The organism is Nocardia sp. NPDC005998 (assembly GCF_040614395.1).
In the GTDB taxonomy this organism is placed as follows: Bacteria; Actinomycetota; Actinomycetes; order Mycobacteriales; family Mycobacteriaceae; genus Nocardia.
In genome coordinates, this window is sequence record NZ_JBEXUI010000051.1 from 1 (window position 1) to 19,099 (window position 19,099).

Below are 19,099 nucleotides of genomic sequence, written 5' to 3' on the forward strand. Positions count from 1 at the left end.
ATCTCACGGCATCGACACACCCGCTCCGGCAACGACTTTCAGCCGCAATCCTGACGGCGGCGATCACCCCTCAGCACTTATGAAACACGCCCTAGTTCAGAGACACACCATTCTCGAGGACAAGTAGTTCGGGAGGAAGTTCGACACCGCAGACGTCGGCAGCCCTCATTGCGCGGAGCCCGGGTGGCCTCAGCAAGTCGAATGGGAGGACGTGTAGCAACATTCGGCGGCTCGGCACTGCTCCATGACCAACCTCAACTCGCGCCGAACATGCAACTGCCCAGTCAATTTCTCTTGGCGCAAAGGTATCGCCCCCATCCAGTCGCGCGCCGAGCACTCGGCAAGACCAGCGCCGAGCTGAAATAGCAAGTTGCACAAGGCAGAACCGGTGGCGGTCCGAATGCGGACCGCCACCGGTTTTCTGCTCCTCGACCGCAGGGCATCGGGATCTGCCCGGCGGTATCGGGTGCCGCAGACCATCGGCAAAGTAATGACCGGTATGTTGGCTGCGATCGTTCAGCGGACGAATTCCACCGAGCTGTACCAAGACCCCGCAAGGAGACTGGTTATGCAGAGACTGGGTTTGATACGTCGCTTTACCGCCGCACTCGCGGCCGCCACCGCACTCGCAGCTGTTTTCGTAGGCCATGCCGCTGCCGAACCGGTCGCGATCGACTGGAATGCGGCCGTGCAGCAGCTGCGGGCGGCGGCCAACGGCAATCCCGCGGCCGAGCAGGCCGTGGACCGGCTGCTGGCCTCGGGACAGGTTGTCACGCAGGTGGCACTGCCCGCACAGCCGTTCCAGATGCCAGCGCAATCCGATATCGGGCGCGGTGACGGGCCGGGCGTCTACGGGTCCGGGGTCGCCCTCGGGTACGACGGGTTCCGATTCGGATTCTTCGGCGGACCGGGCACGATCTCCCCGATCCAGGACGGCGCCAGACTGCAGGTGATGTGGATCAACCTGTCCAACGGCCGCAGCGGCACCGAGACGCTCAACGAGCACAGTGACACCACGGTCGACACCACCATCCGCACCCGCACCCTCGACCTCGGCAGCGGCCTGGTCGTCGCCGCGGTCTACGGAACACTGTGGCACCGTTGGCCCGTTCCGGTCAGCGATGCCAACCCGGACGGTTTCCAGTACAAAATGGGGACCATCTCCATCCCGTCCTTCGGGACCTTCTACAACTGACCCCGGCACGCGAGCCCGGCACGGATTTCCGTGCCGGGCTTCTGCATTGCGACACCCAATGCTGAACTATTGCCAGTAATTACGTAATTCCGTAAATTTGCGCGAGTGAGCCTGGAAGAACGACTAGCGGAGCTCGAACGCCGACTCGACACCATGGAACTCGCCGGTGATAGCAACGGTCGAGCGAATGGATCTGTCCCGCCGGAAGGGTGGGCGCTGCGGCCGCTGCGGGAGCAGTTCGCGGACGAGCGCAATGGTGGGGTGATGTTTGCCGGTTCGGGCCGACTGCCCAGTGCGGAGCAGTACAACTGGCAGATCCAGTTCAGCACCGATGACATCGTCGCCTACGACTGGGATGATGCCGCCGAATGCCTTGCCGCCCTTGGCAGTCCGGTGCGCCTGCGCATTCTGCGGGAAATCATCCGCGGCAGCAGAACCGCGGCCGAACTCACCGACCTCGACGAGGTGGGCACCTCCGGTCAGATCTACCACCACCTGCGCCAACTCGCCGCGACCGGCTGGCTGCACACCGTGGGCCGCGGCCGCTTCGAAGTACCCCCGAACCGGGTCGTCCCGCTGTTGGTCGCATTGGCGACCGCGCGACGGTGACGCTCGAGATCAGCAGCAACCGGCGCGATTCGACAGCAACCTGTGATGCACGCCATACGCTGATACGGTTGGTCGCACATAGACGCCCGTTCGATATCGCTAGGTCGAGGGCCGACGCGAGTTCCTTGTGGAGGTATTCGACAATGAAGTTGGCGCATGCGCTCGAGGTTGTGAAGGCGCTGGGAGTGCTGCGGGCGCGCGGGGTCAGCGATCCCACGAAGCCCGTGGAAACGCTGCGGACGGCGAAGGAATCGCAGGTCTACGGACCGCAGGCGACGCTGATCCGGCATTCGGCCCGGGTCGCGCCCAATGCCCCCGCACTGGTGGACGAGCGCGGCGAACTGACCTATCGGCAGTTGGACGAGCAGTCGACCGCGATCGCGCGCGGGCTGCGGCAGGCGAATCTGACCGAGGGGTCCGTGGTCGGTGTGCTGGCGCGCGACCACCGCGGCCTGATCCTGGCCATGGCCGCCGCTGGCAAACTCGGCGTGCGGGTCGCGCTGATGAACACCGGATTCGCCAAGCCGCAGTTCGCCGAGGTCTGCGAGCGCGAGAAGGTCAAGGCGGTCCTGCACGACAGCGAGTTCCTCGGACTGCTCGACGCGCTGCCGACCGATCTCCCGCGCTACCTCACCTGGGTCGACGAGGGCACCGAATTGCCCGAGGGCGCAAAGACTCTCGACGATCTGATCGCCGCCAACTCGACCGCGGACCTGCCCGCGCCGTCCAAACCAGGCGGCTTCGTCATCCTCACCAGCGGCACTACCGGCCTGCCGAAGGGTGCACCGCGCAGCAAGGTCACCCCGCTGGCCACCGCACAGATGGTGGACCGAATCCCGTTCCCGGTCCGGGGAACTCAGGTCATCGTCTCGCCGATCTTCCACAGCACCGGGCTCGGCACCTATCTGGTCGCCTCCGCGATGGGCAATAAAGTTGTGGTGCGCCGTCGCTTCGACGCCGAGGCCACGCTGAAGATGGTGGCCGATCACAAGGCCGAAATGCTGGTCGCGGTGCCGACCATGCTGCACCGGATGACCGAACTGGCACCGGAGATCCGCGCCAAATACGACACCACCTCGCTGAAATGCATTCTGCTCGCGGGTTCGGCGCTCGCTCCGGAGCTGTGCATCAAGGCGACCCAGGTCTTCGGCCCAGTCCTGTACAACCTCTACGGATCGACCGAATGCGCCGTCGCCACCGTCGCGAATCCGGAGGATCTGGCGCTCGCACCCGGCACCGTGGGCCGCGCGCCGATCACCTGCGAGGTCCGGCTCTACGACGATAACGACAAGCAGGTCACCGCGATCAACACCACCGCGCGCATCTTCATCCGCAGCGGCGCCCCCTTCGAGGGCTACACCGACGGCAGGCATAAGCAGATCATCGACGGCTATATGTCCAGCGGCGATGTCGGGCACTTCGACGAGCACGGCCTGCTGATGGTGGACGGCCGCGATGACGACATGATCGTCTCCGGCGGTGAGAACGTCTTCCCGCAGGAGGTGGAGAACCTGTTGCTGGAGCGTCCGGATGTATTCGACGCGGCGGTGGTGGGCGTCGACGATGCCGAGTTCGGCAAACGCCTGCGCGCCTTCGTGGTTCCCGAGCCGGGGCATTCCCCCGACGGCGAGGAGATCAAGACCTACGTCAAGGAGAACCTGGCCCGCTACAAGGTGCCCCGCGAGGTCATCTTCCTCGACGATCTGCCGCGCAATCCCACCGGCAAACTGCTGCGCCGGGTACTCGTCGAGTACGACGTGAAGGCGTAGCCGAACGCGGCCGCCCTGGCAAAAACCGGGGCGTAACAGGGCGTTTCACGCTTCCCACGGCTGACGAGCCCGGACGCGTCCGGGCCGGTGAGATACATGACACACCGAGTCACAGATGCTTGCTATTGTTAGCGGCAGCACTGGATCTCGAAGTTGCGGTCCACACCACCCCCGGTCCCGGTGGGCGGACTGCGGAAGGCGTTGTCGAATGTCTCTATCTCTGCCTGCGTTGAATGACTCCGTTCGGAAGGCGGGCGATCTCGCCCAGGGCGTGAATGTCATGGTCAAGCGGCGGCTGTTCAATCCGCTGCGGCCCGATCATGCGGTCCGGTCCGCATTCAACGTGCTGAAGTTCGGCCCGTTCGCCGGTGTCGTCATGCATGCGGCACAGACCAGGCCGGAGGCAGCCGCCATTGTCGACGAACGCGGCGAGGTGAGCTTCGGGCAGCTCAATGAGCAGTCGAGCGCGCTCGCGCGTGGTCTCGAGGCACAGGGTCTCGAGCCCGGTGATGTGGTCGCGCTGCTGGCCCGCGATCACCGCGGCATGGTGCTGAGCCTGCTCGCGACCGGCAAACTCGGCGTCCGCACCGTGCTGATGAATACCGGCTTCGCCAAACCGCAGTTCGCCGATGTGGCCGAGCGCGAGCACGTCAAGGCCGTACTGCACGACAGCGAATTCCTCGATCTGATGAGCGCGATTCCGGCCGAGATCCCGCGCGTGCTCACCTGGGTCGACGAGAAGGACAATGTCGATCCGTCGGTGCCGACCATCGAATCGCTGATCGCGGGCCGCTCGACCGAACCGGTACCCGCGCCCGCGAAGCCGGGTGGCATGGTCATCCTGACCAGCGGCACCACCGGCACTCCCAAGGGCGCGCCGCGCGATCGGGTCAGCCCGTTCGCCTCGGCCCAGTTCGTCGACCGGGTGCCGCTGCCGAATAACGGCACCATGATCATGGCCGCGCCGATCTTCCACGGCACCGGCCTATCGCAGTTCACCCTCGGCCTGGCGCTCGGCAATCGGGTGATCTTCCAGCAGCGCCGGTTCGATCCGGAGCGCACGCTCGCGAATATCACCGAATACCAGGCGGATTCGCTGGTCGTGGTCCCGACCATGCTGCAGCGCATCCTCGATCTCGGCGACGAGGTGCTGGCCAAGTACGACCCCAGCAGCATCAAGGTGATCTTCGCGGCGGGCTCGGCGATCGCGCCCGATGTCGTGACCCGCACCCTCGACTACTTCGGCGACAGCCTCTACAACCTGTACGGCTCCACCGAATGCGCGGTGATGACCGTCGCGACCCCGGAGGATCTGCGCAAGGCCCCGACCACCGCGGGCAAGGCGCCGGTCGGCATCCGGATCGTGCTGCTCGATGAGAACCGCAAGCCGATCACCGAGCCCAATGTGACCGGCACCATCTTCGTGGACAACGGTTTCGCCTTCACCGGCTACACCGACGGCCGCACCAAGGAGATCGTGGACGGCATGATGTCCAGCGGTGACGTCGGACATTTCGATGCCGATGGCCTGCTCTACATCGACGGCCGCGACGATGACATGATCGTCTCCGGCGGCGAGAACGTCTTCCCGCTCGAGGTGGAGAACCTCATCGCGGGCCGCGACGATATCTTCGAGGCGGCCGTGGTCGGCGTGGACGATCGCGAATTCGGAAAGCGGTTGCGCGCCTTCGTCGTTCCTGGTCCGGACGCCAAGCGCGACGCGCAGGAAATCAAGGATTACGTCAAGGCGAATCTGGCGCGCTACAAGGTGCCGCGCGAGGTGATCTTCCTGGATGAACTGCCGCGCAATGCAACCGGCAAGCTGCTGCGCAAGCCGCTGATCGAAATGGAAATCGACGCAAGCTGATTCGAACTCTGGGCCGCACACCTTCGATTTCCCGGGCGCGGAATTCGTTCGAATATCCGGAGGTGTGCGGCTTTCGCATTTCTTCCATCTGGAAACTGATGCATCCCATGAATTTCGATGACCGACCGGGGTGTCATTCGGCCGGTAATTCGTCGGCTATCATCAGCGCGTGAGTATCGAGTTCGGCCCGGCCGCTGCGGGGCACCGCAGCGCCGTCGCGCGAGTGCGCGGCGCATGTGCCGGTTCGATCTCGGGGGCGATATCCGTTGCCGCACATGGGTGGGTCTCCGGCGGTATGGCGCCGGGCGATACCACCCTCGCGCTGATCGCCGTCGGCTCGGCCGTCATCGGTGCGCTGGTCGTCGGTATCGCAGCGTTTCGCGACAGCTCGTTCGGGCTGGTCATGGCACTCGCTACCGGGCAACTGCTCGGCCACTTCACCATGGGCTGGAGCTCGGGGCATCTGCATCACGGCGATGCCCAGCTCAGTCCCGGCATGTTTGCCGCGCACATCATCGCGGCCACCGTCGCGGCAATGGTGATCCGTGGCGCGGAAGCCGCGTATCGGATCGGCTGTGCCGTGCTTTCTCGGGTGTTGCCGATGCGCTATTACCCGCCCGCGATTCCGGGGCCGGTGCCGCTGCGCCTGACCCATCGCGATCGCGTCATTCTCCGGATTTTCGCCGCGGACTCGCTGCGTACGCGCGGTCCGCCGCTGGTGTTCGGTTACTGATTCTCCTTTACCCGGTGCACGGGCTCCGCTCGTGCGTCGCCGTCACCCGCGCACAAACTCTTCCGCGGACGAGATTTCACATCACCGTGTGACATCGATTCCGTGGTTCACGGGTGCACCGATCAGCTCTGCTGTCGATCGCACCCGGTTGTTGCGCAGCGCTCTTCGCGCCCGGCGAAACGCCGGGATCCGCTGTCCGTCATGAATTCCGCGTATCGCCGCGATGACGGCGTTCGGTGGATTCCGACGGCTCTTGTCGACGACGGACGATTCCGGGTGCTTTCCGAACTCCAGAAACGAATCACCATGACAATTACGGACATCAGCCCACCGGATGCCGAATCATCGGATCCGGCAGCGAAAACAACCAATCGGCCGCGCAATGGCCTCTATCCCCTGGCCATGCGGCTGCATTTCTACGCTGGCATATTCATCGCACCGTTCATCCTCATCGCCGCGGTCACCGGAGCGCTCTACGCGATCTCCCCGACCCTGGAATCGATAACCTCGCACGATCTGTTGAAGGTCGAGCCGAACGGTGCCATACGGCCGCTGTCCGAACAGGTCACCGCGGCGGTCGCCACCCAGCCGACGCTGAAGCTGGTCGCGGTGGCTCCGGCACCCGAGGCCGACGACACCACTCGTGTGCTGTTCGATGACCCGTCACTCGGTGAGTCCGAACGACGCGCTGTCTTCGTGAATCCCTATACCGCGCAGTCGGTCGGCACCGATGTCGTCTACGGCAGTTCGGGTGCGCTTCCGCTGCGCACCTGGATCGATAGGCTGCACCGGGATCTGCACCTCGGTGAGCCGGGACGCATCTACAGCGAACTCGCCGCCTCCTGGCTGTGGGTTGTCGCGCTGGCCGGTCTGGTGCTGTGGATCCGCCGGGTCCGCGGCCGCCGCAACCGGAACTCGGCGGCCTGGCTGCTGGCACCGGACGGCGCCCAGCAGGGTCGCGGCCGGTCGATGAATTGGCATGGCGCCGTTGGAGTTTGGATCATGCCGGTGATCCTGCTGCTCTCGGCGACCGGTATGACCTGGTCGACCTATGCGGGCGAGAACATCACCGAAATGCGCCAGCAGCTCAGCTGGACGACCCCTGCGGTGAGCACCGCGCTGCCGGGCGCGACTGCCACCGGACACGCCGGGGGCGATCACCACGGTGGTGGTGACCACGCGCCCGCGGCGGTCGATACGCCGACCCGGATCGCGCAACTCGACGCGGTGTACGCGGCGGCACGCGCCAATGGCATTACCCAGGGTGCGGAGATCAGCATTCCGGCCAAGCCCGGCGTGGCATTCGCGGTGAAGGAACGGCGCATGTCCGGCACCTATACCGTCGATGCGGTCGCCGTCGACGGCGTGACCGGCACGGTCACCAGCACATTGCCCTACGCCGATTGGCCGCTGATGGCCCAACTCACCAACTGGGGCATCCAGTTCCACATGGGCCTGATGTTCGGGCTGCTCAACCAGCTGCTGCTGCTCGTGGTGATGATCGGGCTGATCGCCGTGCTCGTGCTCGGCTACCTGATGTGGTGGAAGCGACGGCCGACCCGCGGTTCGTCGCGCTTGGCCATCGGGCGCGCACCCCGGCGCGGCGTATTGCGCCGGACCTCGCCGTGGCTGGCGCTGCCCATTGTGGCGGCCGCGCTGGTCGTCGGCTGGTTCGTCCCACTGGTCGGGTTGAGCCTGCTTGCCTTCCTCGCCGTCGATGTCATCGTCGGCCTGATCGCACGCGGCCGCGCCACGGCATAGCTGAATACCGCCGGGGCGTGAGGGGCTCCGGCGGTTGCCAATTCGACCTACCGGACGTCAGAGGTACGGCCTTTGTATTGCCATTGGGCCTCCGGTGCCGGACAGCGTAGCTGCTGGCATTCGGAGGCCGACCGCCTCGGTGAGCGCTCCGGCTCAGTCGGTCAGGAAGGTCTCCAGAAGTGGTATGACCTGACTGGGGCAGTCCTCGTGCACCGAGTGCCCGCAGCCGTCGAACACCTGTGACTGTGCGTTGGGGATGCGGCGGGCGAGTTCCGCCGCCTGCCACGGTTCGTCGAAGTGGTCCGCCGCACCCCAGATCACCAGCGTCTTCGCATGGACCTCGCCCAGCAGTCGCTCGGTCAGCGAGTAGTCGAAGCGGCGCTGTTGCGCCCACAGCGCCGCACGGTTCTCGGGCCTGCTCATTACGGCCCAGTTCTCGTCGATCAGCTCGGGTGTGACCAGCTCTTGGTGCTCGAACGACTTCCGCTGCGTCGTTTCGCTGCTTGCTTTCGTCATCAGTTTGGTGATCAACTCGCCGACCACCGGGATTTCCAGCGGCCGCCAATCCCAGCTCGAGGGCACGTTCAGGCCCGGCGAAGCGAGCAGGCCGAGCCGGTCCACCCGGTTCGGATGCCGCTCGGCGAAGTACAGCGAAATCGCGCCGCCCCAGGAATGCCCGACCATCGAGGTAGCCGGCAGATTCATCGCGTCGAGGAAGGCGCCGAGGGCACCGGACATGGCGTCCAGGTCGTAGCGGAAGTCGTCCCTTTTCGGGGTGGTGTAGCCCTGGCCCGGCAGATCCACCGCGTACACCGTGAAATGCTCAGCCAGCACCGGAATGGTGTCGCGGTAGGAGTAGAGCCACTGCCCGCCGCCCGCGACGAGCACCACCGCCGGCCCGGAGCCCGTTTTCGTGTAGTGGAACCGTGCCACGTCGGTGTCGGCGTATCGCGACTGCACGGTGGACAGATAGTGAGATGTGTAGTCACGGTCCTCCGGGGGCTGCCATACATAAGCGATCGCAGTCGCCGCCGTTAAGATCAACGCCACCACCACAGCGCAGGACACGGTAAGCCACCGTAGCCACATACGAGCCGTTCCCTGATTTTTCATCGACCGTCCTTCATATGTCGAATGCCTGACACAACCAGGACGAGACGGCCCGTCGACTCCGTGACGCTTACACGATGTGATATCGATCATCGCTCGTGGCACGCTAGCGGCAACCGCGGAAGGTGCGTCCGAAACGCGAGGGGATACCCCCTATGGCGACCGGCGATCTACCCTGCGCGCGCTGGGCGACCGGCTCATTCCACCGCGGCCTTGGCCTGCGGCCAGATGCGGGCCAGGTCGATCAGGTGCGCGAGCTCGGTGTCGAAATCGTGCGCGCCCATGGGCAATGGCGGTGGTGCTCCGGTGCCAGCGGGCGGTAGGCCCGCCTTTCTGGCCTGCGCCGCCCGTATCAGCCGATGGGCATAATCGGTGATCGCCCGGTTCGATTCGGGCTTTCGCACGGTATTGCGTTGTGTTGCATCGGATTCGGCCGGGAGGTAAGCACCCAGGTGGAGCATTGCGTCGCGGATCTCCACAGTCATCCGCAGTAGACGGGTGGCTGGATCCGAGCCATACCGCGTGTCGACGGGCATGACGATCTCCGGGACCGCCGCAGTGAGATCACGCCACAGTGGCAATAGCCGACGGTAGGTTCGGGTGGCGCGATCCATACCCGCTCGCAGCATCAGTTCCGCGACCAGTGGTACCGCGAGCAGCGTCGAACCTAGCGCGACGAACAGCGTGAATGCAGCCGGGACCAGCGAAAGTGGTGGTCCGTCGGGCCATCCAGTGGTCAGCTGGGAAAGCGAGAGTGCCTGCGCGCCCCAGATAATCGCAATGCTGCCGATCATGCCGAAAGACACGATCCGAGCCGCGCGCGGCGTATCGATATCGCGGAATGCGCCGAGGCAGCCGCGAGCGAACACGAACGTGTTGTAGGTGAGTGGTACGGCGAAGGCGCAACCGATGCCCAGTCCATCCCGGGCAAGGCGCAGGTCGACCGTGCGTCCCGAGTATCTGACCGCTGCCGCGGTCAGGACTATCGAGGCCGTCGCGGCCAAGGCGACGAGACCTGCGTTGCGCTGGTTGCGCCATACGGTCTCCGGCACGGAATCGGCGCTGATGAGCCGACCGATGCTGTACAGGTACGTGGTGGTCATGAGAACGCAGCCCAAGGCAAGCTGATTCGCCGGGTCATCGATGGTCGGCGTCGATGCGCACCGGTACATCAGCAGGGCCACGATGCACCACAGGCCCATGTGGATTACGAGTCGGCCCATGCGGTTGTCGAACCGATCGACATCAGTGCCGCGGACGAGCCACAGCCAACCCGACAGCCCAACCGCGAGGTAGCCGATCACCGCCCAGGCCACGACCCCCGGTATCGGCGATGACATCGATGCACCCTTTCGATCCGGCGGAACTCATGCCCGTCGGAGGATACTGCCGCCTCGACTTCTCCTAGAACCCAAGACAATTGGGCGGGGCATGCGCTCGAGGCACGCTGCCGCTAGCGACGACCGCGGCCTTGTCCCGTGTGCTACAGGGCAATCCGGAGGCGACCCGTATCTTTGCCGACTCAGCGATGGGTGTATGCATCGACGACCCGTCTTACCTTGTCCAGCGCTTCGCGCAGGGTGTCCAGATTTGTCGAGCCGAGAGCCAGCCGAAGTGCGTGTGGCACGTGCGCGGACGTGGCGAACGGTTCCGCCGTGGACACCAGTACGTGTTCGCTCATCAGCGCGGTCGCTATTTGGTCGGCCCGTACGTCCTCGGGCAGCGGGAGCCAGAGGAAATATGACGACGCATGGCTGACCTGAGGAAGCCCCGCCAGCGCGTCGCGGGCGATCGACTGTCTGATCCTCGCATCATCGCGCTTTTGCGTCTCCAGCCTGGCGACGGTGCCGTCGTCGAGCCACCGGCACGCGATCGCTGTCATCACCGCCGGGGTGTTCCAGGTGGTGGCGCGGATCGCGCGCTCGATGGCGGGCACCAATGTGGTTGGAGCAGTGACGAATCCGAAGCGCAGGCCGGTCGCGACGTTCTTGGAGAGCCCGGAAACGTTGACGGTCCTTTCCGGTGCGAGCGCCGCCAGTGGGGGTGGTGGCTGCTCGGCCAGGAAGGCGTACGCGGCGTCCTCGATGATGAGCAGTTTGTATCGGCGCGCGATCTCGACCAGCTGCTCACGGTGGTATTCCCCGGTGACCCATCCCAACGGGTTGTGCAGCGTCGGCATCGTGTAGACGGCACGGACCCGCCGCGTCGCGCAGAGCTGTTCGAGCGCGTCGAGATCGGGCGCGTCGCCCGCCGCGGGAAGCGGTGCCAGTTCCAAATGGAGCGCATGGGCGAGCACCTTGAAGCCCGGATAGGTCAGGGCATCGACGGCTACGACGTCACCGGGCCGCAGCATCGCCATGGCGGTGACGGTCAAGCCATGCTGAGCGCCATTGACGATCAGCACCTGATCGGCGCCGACCGCTGATCCATTCCGTCGCAGATAGCGGGCTACGGTGGCCCGCTCATCAGGTCGTCCGCCATGGGGCTGATAGCGCAACAGGGCCTCGAGGTCGCCCTGGGACGCCAGCTGACGCAAAGCCTGCCGCAGCATATCGGCCTGACCAGGTAGTGCGGGGTAGTTGAAGTTGAGATCCACCACGTCAGCCGCGGCCGCCTGTAGGTCGATGCCATGGCTGGGTGGCAGCGCGATCTCACGAACAAAGGTGCCCCGACCGGGTTCCCCACTCACCAGCCCCATGGCTTCGAGCTCGGCATAGACCCGCGACGCGGTCACCAATGCCAGCCCTTCCCTGGCCGCGAGTTGGCGATGGGTCGGGAGCCGCGTCCCGGATGGCAACCGCCCCGCCCGGATATCGGACGCGAACGCGTCCACGATGCCTTTGTATCTCGAGACCGCCACGCCCCGATTGTATGCATGACAATTTCTTGATTGTATTGGATCACGATCGTACGGTGCCCAGTAGCGACTGGGAAAGGCAACCGTCATGCATATCGCCATCCTCACCTTCGAGGGCTACAACGAACTGGACTCGCTCATCGCGCTCGGCGTTCTCAATCGAGTCAAGAAGACCGACTGGCGGGTATCGATCGCCAGTCCTACCCGGCGAGTCCGTTCGATGAACGGTGTGGTCATCGAGTCGACGGCCACCCTGGAGGAAGCCAGCGCCGCGGACGCGGTCATCGTGGGCAGCGGGATGCAGACCCGTGAAGTTGTCGCCGACCAGGAACTGATGGCACGGTTGCGACTCGCCCCGTCTCGGCAACTGCTGGCCGGACAATGTTCCGGGACGTTGGTGCTGGCCAAGCTCGGACTACTCGACGGTGTACCCGCCTGCACCGATCTGACGACCAAACCGTGGGTCCAGGCAGCCGGAGTCGACGTGCTCGAGCAGCCCTTCTTCGCCAAGGGCAACCTCGCCACCGCGGGCGGCTGCCTCGCATCGCCCTACCTCGCGGCCTGGATGATCGCCCGCCTGGAAAGTGTCGAAGCGGCCGAAAGCGCTCTGCACTACGTCGCTCCGGTCGGCGAGAAGGAAGACTACGTGGCACGCGCGATGGGCAATATCAGCCCATACCTGACCAGCGAACTGGCCACCATGTCAGCTGGGCGCAACGGCTGACCGGTCTCGCAAGATCAGCACCATCAGCATGGGTGCCAGGGACCAGAACTTCGCAACCGCCCCGGTCGCGATCGGGGAACGACGAGATGATCACATCGAAGGCTTCGGCGGGGTCACCGCCGTGTGCGCCCGGATCGGCGAGCGGGTCGATGACCTCGGACCAGTGCCAGAGCGTCCACGGCCGGTAATACTCCAGAATCACCGATCCGCGCCGGTCAGGGCTCGGGTGGCGAATCCGCCTCGGCGGCAGACGCATCGGTCTCGTTCGGCACGGACACCGGCCGCAACAGCACCCAGACCAGGAAGGCGAGGGCCACCGCACCCATGCCGACACCGGCCCAGACGTTCACATTCACACCACCGGTCTTGGCCTCCTCGGCGGCGGTATTGTGCACCAGCCCCGTCACGATCAAGATGACGGCATAACTGCCGAGCAGTGCGCCGACAATGGTGCGGATATCGAAAAGCATCGGCTGGCCTCCTTATCCGACAATGATATTGAGGGCGATGACCAGGACCAGGGCAATGCCCGCGAGCAGCACCGGACGCTGATACCAGGGCAGGCTGGCCTCGTCCGGATCGTGGCGCAATTGTTTGGGCGTCTCCGAATAGACGAGCCCGACGAGTTCGGCATCCGGTTTCGATGCCGTCACCTGGGTGACCGCGACGCTGACGGCGATATCGACGACGAAGGCGACACCGGCCGCGACGAAACTCGACCCCTGACCCGACATTTCGAAGACATCGGTCTTGTGCAGGATGAAAACCACAATGGCCGAGAGGGTTCCGAAGACCAGCCCCATCCAACCCGCCGTCGGCGTCATCCGCTTCCAGAACATGCCCAGAATGAAGGTCGCGAACAATGGCGCGTTGAAGAAGCTGAACAGTGTCTGCAGGTAGTCCATCATATTGCTGAAATTGGCCGCGATGAAGGCGGTTCCGATCGCCGCGACGGTCGCGCCTACCGTGGCCAGCCGCCCCACGGTCAGGTAGTAGCCGTCCGGTCGGTCCCGGCGCACATACTGCTGCCAGAGGTCATAGCTGAACACCGTATTGAATGCGGAGACATTGGCGGCCATCCCGGCCATGAACGCCGCGAGCAATCCGGCGAGCCCGACGCCGAGCAGACCGTTCGGCAGCACATCCTTCATCAGATACAGCAGCGCCTGGTTATAGGTGACATCACCGGAGAAGTTCGGATCGGCCGTCACCGCCGCCTTGTACTCGCGCATCTGCGGCACCAGCACCGCGCTGATCATGCCGGGAATCACCACGATCAATGGAATGAACATCTTCGGATACGCGCCGATGATCGGGGTGCGCCGCGCGGCGGAAATGGAATGCGTCGCCAGGGCGCGCTGCACCTCGACGAAGTTGGTGGTCCAGTATCCGAACGAGAGCACGAATCCGAGTCCGAACACAATGCCGACTACGGAGAGGAAGCTATTGGAGAAGCCACTGAGCGCGGTGCCCGGCCAGGACTCCAACTGTTCGGCGCCGCCCGGTGATGCGGTCACCTTGTCCCGCAGCCCCTCCCAGCCACCCGCCTTGTGCAGGGCGACCAGGGTCAGCGGCAGCAGTGCGGCGACGATGACGAAGAACTGAAGCACCTCGTTGTAGATCGCCGCGGACAGTCCACCGAGGGTGATGTAGGAGAGCACGATCGCCGCTGCGACGATCACCGACACCCACAGCGGCCAGCCGAGCAGCACATTCAGGATGGAGCCGAGCAGGTACAGATTTACTCCGGCAATGAGCACCTGCGCGATCGCGAAGCTCAACGCGTTGACCAGATGTGCGCCGGTGCCGAAGCGCCGCCGCATGAACTCCGGCACACTGCGCACCTTGGAGCCGTAGTAGAACGGCATCATCACCACACCGAGGAACAGCATGGCGGGCACCGCGCCGATCCAGAAGTAGTGGAAGGTCGGGAAACCGTATTCGGCGCCATTGGCCGACATGCCCATGATCTCGACCGCGCCGAGATTGGCAGAGATGAAGGCCAGTCCGGTCACCCAGGCGGGCAGCGATCGGCCGGAGAGGAAGAAGTCGATACTCGACGAGACCCGCCGCCTGGCCAGCAGACCGATGCCGAGTACGAAGAGGAAATACAGCGCGACCAGCACATAGTCCACCGGCTGCGCGTCCAGGCGCAGCGTCGATGAGGCCTGTACCGAGACGGTATCCGGCGCTGCTATGAAAACGGTCGAATCGGCAAGCGGCACAGCGTCGTCCCTCCAGGCATTAACCGGGCGTCGAGCCAGTCGTGCGTTCTACTGTGCGTGATTGTGCCGCACCCGCGCCGCACATTCACGCACAAAGGTCGGACGTATCGCCCGATCGACTACTCAGTCGATGCGGTGGGCGCCAGCGCCCGGCAGCACCACGAAGGTGCGCGGTGCGTCGAAACCAGATTGCGCGAACCGGTTTCGCACCGCTTCGGCGACCGTCGCGGTGTCATCGCGATCGGTGAGCGCGATGACACTGCCGCCGAACCCGCCGCCGACCATGCGCGCACCGTGCGCCCCGGTGTGCAGCGCCGCGGCGACTGCGGTGTCCAGAGCCGGTGTGGACACGGCGAAATCATCGCGCAGGGATGCGTGCGCCGCGGTGAGTATCGGGCCGATCTCGCGCGGATCAACACCGGCCCGCAACTTCTTGGCAACTGTCAGTACTCGCGCATTCTCGGTGACAACGTGTCGAGCCCGCTGACGCAGGACCGGATCGGCAATCCGATCGAGCGCCACGATCGAATCGACATCGCGCAGTGCGGATACGCCGAGTTCGATGGCCGCCGCCACGCACTCGGCGCGCCGGGTGGCGTACCCCCCGTCGACCAACTCGTGCGGCTGCCCGGTATCGATCACGAGCAGTTCCAATCCGAACCGGTTCAGGTCGAACGGGATCTGTTCGTACCCACCGCCGCGGCTCGCCGCACTGCGAAAGTCACGAACGTCGAGGAAGAGCGCGTGTCCCGCCCGGCACAGTATGGAGGCGGACTGATCGAGTACCCCCGTTGGCACTCCCACGTAGTCGTTCTCGGCGGCACGCGCGATATCGATCAACTCCCGATCGGTGACGCTGGGCGCGAACAGGTCTCGCAGGGCGACCGCCACCGCACAGGACAACGCGGCCGAGGAGGATAGGCCAGCGCCGATCGGCACCGCGCCGTCGAGTTCGAGGTCGACCCCGTCGACCGGATACCCGTGCCGCACGAATTCGGACACAACGCCCAGCGGATACCGCGCCCACGGCGGCAGCCGATCCCGTTCCGCGCCAAGGTCACCCGGCTCGACAAGCACCACCTGACCGGGGCGCTGCCGCGACGCGACCCGCACAAGTCCGTCTCGGCGGACCTCGGCCACACACTCGACTACCAGCGGTAATGCGATGGGCAGCACGAAGCCGTCGTTGTAATCGGTGTGCTCACCGATGATATTGACCCGCCCGGGCGCCACCCACTTCGGCACGAATTCCTCACTTCGTCATATCGCCAGTGCCCACGCCTGCCATCCCAGCAACCACCGGAACCACACCCTACGAGACACGCCGCGCGAGCACGGTCTTCGGTCGGCGCGGATGCGCGATCGATCTTCTTGACGCACAGTCGAATTTGACGCAATACCGGCCTGCAAAATCGGCCGACCGTTTCGGGAGGGCATTATGATTCACACGACCCCACGCAGCGGCCTACTCGGGCTGCAGTGGATCGATCGACTACTCCCGCCTATGGGCAGGCCGGATCGCGACGATCAGCGTGACTCCGGAGCTCCACTGACGATCGAGATCGGCGCGGCGACCGGGGCGGGCCCGACGGCTATGTCGGCCTTCGATGCGGCACTGCGTGACCTGGGAGTAGGTGATGCCAACTTGATTCGCCTGTCATCGGTCATTCCGCCGCGCGCCACCTTGGCCCGCACGGGTCGGGTCCGCAAGCCGATCCCCTGGGGAGACCGGCTCTACTGTGTCTATGCCGCGCAGCACGCGCACGCGGCGGGTGAGCGGGCCAGCGCCGGTATCGGCTGGGTACTGCGCGACGACGGTTCCGGCGCCGGACTTTTCGTCGAACACGAGGCCGAAACCGCCGCGGAGGTCGCGCGACTGATCCGATCCAGTCTGACCGATATGACCCGCAACCGGCCCGAGCGGTTCGGCCCGATTCAGGTGTGCACCACCGAGGCCCGCTCCGATGGCACGCCGACCTGCGCGCTGGTACTGGCCGCGTACCACACCACCCCCTGGGGGCAGCGATGACGGCGGCAGCGCGCAGCGATTCGACGGGGGTTGGTGGCCGGGCGACGGGTGGGCTGCACGTCACTATCGAATCGCGCATTCCGGACGACCGGATCGAGATGTTCTACCGGCTCTATGAGGAGGCCTTCGGCCCGTTGCGGACCAAGGCCATTGCTAGACAGGTCCTGCACCGTTCCGAATTCCACGAGGAGATGGTCGATCCGCGGGTCGCCAAACATGTCGCGCGCACGGCGACCGGCGAACCCATCGGGGTGACGACGCTGACCAAACATCTCGAGACCGTGCCGTGGATCAGTCCGGAGTACTTCGCCACCCGCTATCCCGAGTACGCGGCGCGCGATGCGATCTACTACGCCGGTTTCACCCTTGTTGCGCCAAGTGCACGACAAGGCGCCGCGTTCCATGCCATGATCAAATCAGTTGTCCAGGTACTGGTGGCCGAGCGCGCCGCGGTCGGTTGGGACATCTGCTCGTACAACAACACTCGTTTTTCCTTCGCCGACAGCATTCGAGCGGTGCTCGATGAGCAACAGGCGAACGTCGAAGTCGCGGTGGAGGATTCACAGACCTACTACGCGGCGCGGTTCACTGGGGATGGAGCGACCTAGGGGGGCTGATGACAGTCAGCGAAGAGCAGTCGACGACCGCCCGCCACCGCCTCGAAATGTGGTGGAGCACAGTACTTCTCGCCGGTATCGCGATCGGGCTCGCGGTACTGCTCCTGGTCGATCGGCAGCCCCTGTCGCTGCTGACCATGGCCGCCGTGGTGATCGGCGCGCTCACCATGATCGGCATCGGCCTGTGGCGGCACCGACCAGAGCGGCCGCTGCCCTGGTATCTGCTCTCGGCCTCGGCCGTGCTGTTCGCGACGGGCACGGCCACCCGGGAGATCGACGATCACGCGATGCACCCGATCGACGATCTGTTCACTCTCGCAGGCTATTTCGGCATCGGCGTGGCCGCGACGCTATGGCTGCGCCCGCGCCAGGTCCGGGCCAACTACGACCTGCTGCTCGACTCCGCGCTCATCGGGCTCGGTGCCCTGCTGGCCTCGTGGACCTTTCTGATCTCACCGATCCTGCAATCGCACGACACCACGGTGAACACCCTGGTTGCCGCGACCTATCCGGTACTGGACGCATTGCTGCTGACCCTCGTCGCGCATTCGATGGCGACCGCGACCCGGTCGGAGACCTCGCTGCGCCTACTGCACGTCGGCCTGATCGCGGTGCTCATCGGCGATCTCGGCTACAGCCTCGATACCGTCGGCAGCGCACCCGTCGGACACGAGATACTGCCGGCACCACTGCTGCTCGCCTACCTGATCGTCGGTGTCGCGGCACTGCATCCGACCATGGCGACCCTCGGTGCGCCCCGGCGCATCCACCCACATCACTCGCGGCAGCGGGCCAGTTTCATCGCGGTCGCGTTGATCGTGGCCTCGCTGGTTCCGGTGGTCGGCTCCAGCCTGGACACCCTGGATCGGGCGGTGGTCTCCTCGCTGTGCGCACTGCTGCTCATCGGTGTGCTGGTACGCAGCGAACGCGCCATCGTGCGCAGTGCGCGCAGTGAACGGCGCGCGCAGTACCAGGCCGATCACGATATGCTCACCGGATTGCTCAACCGGTCCGCCCTGCTACGCGCGTTGAATCGCAACCGCGAGTACTGGATCGAGCAGCCATTGTGTCTGCTGTTCATCGATCTCGACGGCTTCAAGATGGTCAATGACAGTTATGGCCATGCGGTCGGCGATGAGCTGATCACGAATGCGGCATCCCGGATCCGGCGCGTCATACGGCACGACGATGTGGTGGCCCGCTACGGCGGCGACGAATTCGTGGTGCTCGCGTCGCTCGAGCGGCAGGAGGCGGCCATGCTCGCGGAACGACTACTCGGCGCCTTCGTTCGGCCGTTCGAGCTGAGCGCGGGCGAAATCCCTATTACCGCGAGTGTCGGACTGGCCTGCGGCAGCCCGCACAGCTCCGAGGACACCATCTACGACCTCATCCGGTATGCGGATTCGGCGATGTACCACGCGAAGGAGTACTCGCTCGGCTACGCATTCCATGACGATCTGCACCACGGTGCGGACACGCGCCATGGCGGCGACACCCGCCACGGCACCGCCGACTCGGGACGCCGGATCTGGCGCCCGAGCGGCAGGTCACACAATGCCAGTGGGAAGTCGGCCAGCACCGCGGTTTGAACAGCCCAGCACCG

General features: G+C 65.1%; 16 protein-coding genes. 10 read left to right on the forward strand and 6 right to left on the reverse strand.

Annotated elements, in window-relative coordinates; genetic code table 11:
* The first annotated feature begins 568 nt into the window (after positions 1–568).
* From ABZ293_RS37910 to ABZ293_RS37935, 6 genes are all read left to right on the forward strand, one after another.
* Entirely contained in the window at positions 569–1,195 is a 627-nt protein-coding gene (locus tag ABZ293_RS37910) for a hypothetical protein (RefSeq protein ID WP_355188844.1), read from the forward strand.
* Positions 1,196–1,300: 105 nt separating this feature from the next.
* Positions 1,301–1,804 carry a winged helix-turn-helix domain-containing protein gene (locus tag ABZ293_RS37915; RefSeq protein WP_355188846.1) on the forward strand — a complete coding sequence of 168 codons (504 nt, stop codon included), beginning with the start codon at positions 1,301–1,303 and terminating at the stop codon, positions 1,802–1,804.
* A 143-nt stretch (positions 1,805–1,947) separates the two neighbouring features.
* A complete protein-coding gene (locus ABZ293_RS37920) occupies positions 1,948–3,573 on the forward strand; it encodes an acyl-CoA synthetase (protein ID WP_355188848.1) in 1,626 nt (541 codons plus the stop codon).
* A 208-nt stretch (positions 3,574–3,781) separates the two neighbouring features.
* Positions 3,782–5,440, forward strand: a complete 1,659-nt coding sequence (locus ABZ293_RS37925; RefSeq protein WP_355188850.1) for an acyl-CoA synthetase — start codon at positions 3,782–3,784, stop codon at positions 5,438–5,440.
* Positions 5,441–5,609: 169 nt separating this feature from the next.
* Positions 5,610–6,173 (forward strand): hypothetical protein, encoded by a 564-nt coding sequence (locus ABZ293_RS37930; protein WP_355188852.1) that lies wholly within the window; start codon positions 5,610–5,612, stop codon positions 6,171–6,173.
* Positions 6,174–6,479: 306 nt separating this feature from the next.
* A complete protein-coding gene (locus tag ABZ293_RS37935) occupies positions 6,480–7,934 on the forward strand; it encodes a PepSY domain-containing protein (protein ID WP_355188854.1) in 1,455 nt (484 codons plus the stop codon).
* Positions 7,935–8,087: 153 nt separating this feature from the next.
* Here ABZ293_RS37935 and ABZ293_RS37940 read toward each other — a convergent pair whose 3' ends face one another.
* From ABZ293_RS37940 to ABZ293_RS37950, 3 genes are all read right to left on the reverse strand, one after another.
* Complete coding sequence (locus ABZ293_RS37940) at positions 8,088–8,984, reverse strand: alpha/beta hydrolase (protein ID WP_355188856.1); 897 nt, start codon at positions 8,982–8,984, stop codon at positions 8,088–8,090.
* A 257-nt stretch (positions 8,985–9,241) separates the two neighbouring features.
* Complete coding sequence (locus ABZ293_RS37945) at positions 9,242–10,384, reverse strand: MAB_1171c family putative transporter (protein ID WP_355188858.1); 1,143 nt, start codon at positions 10,382–10,384, stop codon at positions 9,242–9,244.
* A 182-nt stretch (positions 10,385–10,566) separates the two neighbouring features.
* Entirely contained in the window at positions 10,567–11,904 is a 1,338-nt protein-coding gene (locus tag ABZ293_RS37950; protein WP_355188860.1) for a PLP-dependent aminotransferase family protein, read from the reverse strand.
* An 85-nt stretch (positions 11,905–11,989) separates the two neighbouring features.
* On the opposite strand from ABZ293_RS37950, the gene ABZ293_RS37955 reads away from it, so the two are divergent.
* Complete coding sequence (locus ABZ293_RS37955) at positions 11,990–12,625, forward strand: DJ-1/PfpI family protein (RefSeq protein ID WP_355188862.1); 636 nt, start codon at positions 11,990–11,992, stop codon at positions 12,623–12,625.
* Between the two features lie 215 nt (positions 12,626–12,840).
* On the opposite strand, the gene ABZ293_RS37960 is transcribed toward ABZ293_RS37955, so the two are convergent.
* The 3 genes from ABZ293_RS37960 to galK all read right to left on the reverse strand — a co-directional run bounded on the left by ABZ293_RS37960 (position 12,841) and on the right by galK (position 16,095).
* The gene (locus ABZ293_RS37960) at positions 12,841–13,095 is read right to left on the reverse strand and encodes a hypothetical protein (RefSeq protein WP_355188864.1); all 255 of its coding nucleotides are present in this window, start codon (positions 13,093–13,095) and stop codon (positions 12,841–12,843) included.
* 12 nt (positions 13,096–13,107) lie between these two features.
* Positions 13,108–14,823 (reverse strand): sodium:solute symporter family protein, encoded by a 1,716-nt coding sequence (locus tag ABZ293_RS37965; RefSeq protein ID WP_355188927.1) that lies wholly within the window; start codon positions 14,821–14,823, stop codon positions 13,108–13,110.
* 150 nt (positions 14,824–14,973) lie between these two features.
* Positions 14,974–16,095: a galactokinase gene (gene galK, locus ABZ293_RS37970; protein ID WP_355188866.1), complete on the reverse strand. Its 1,122-nt coding sequence runs from the start codon at positions 16,093–16,095 to the stop codon at positions 14,974–14,976.
* A gap of 193 nt (positions 16,096–16,288) precedes the next feature.
* On the opposite strand from galK, the gene ABZ293_RS37975 reads away from it, so the two are divergent.
* Genes ABZ293_RS37975 through ABZ293_RS37985 form a run of 3 tightly spaced genes read left to right on the forward strand, consistent with a single transcriptional unit; the run spans position 16,289 to position 19,085 of the window.
* Positions 16,289–16,879 carry a pyruvoyl-dependent arginine decarboxylase gene (locus ABZ293_RS37975; RefSeq protein WP_355188868.1) on the forward strand — a complete coding sequence of 197 codons (591 nt, stop codon included), beginning with the start codon at positions 16,289–16,291 and terminating at the stop codon, positions 16,877–16,879.
* Complete coding sequence (locus ABZ293_RS37980; RefSeq protein WP_355188870.1) at positions 16,876–17,487, forward strand: hypothetical protein; 612 nt, start codon at positions 16,876–16,878, stop codon at positions 17,485–17,487. The genes ABZ293_RS37975 and ABZ293_RS37980 overlap by 4 nt, the downstream gene beginning before the upstream one ends.
* An 8-nt stretch (positions 17,488–17,495) precedes the next feature.
* The gene (locus ABZ293_RS37985) at positions 17,496–19,085 is read left to right on the forward strand and encodes a GGDEF domain-containing protein (protein WP_355188872.1); all 1,590 of its coding nucleotides are present in this window, start codon (positions 17,496–17,498) and stop codon (positions 19,083–19,085) included.
* Positions 19,086–19,099 lie beyond the last annotated feature (14 nt).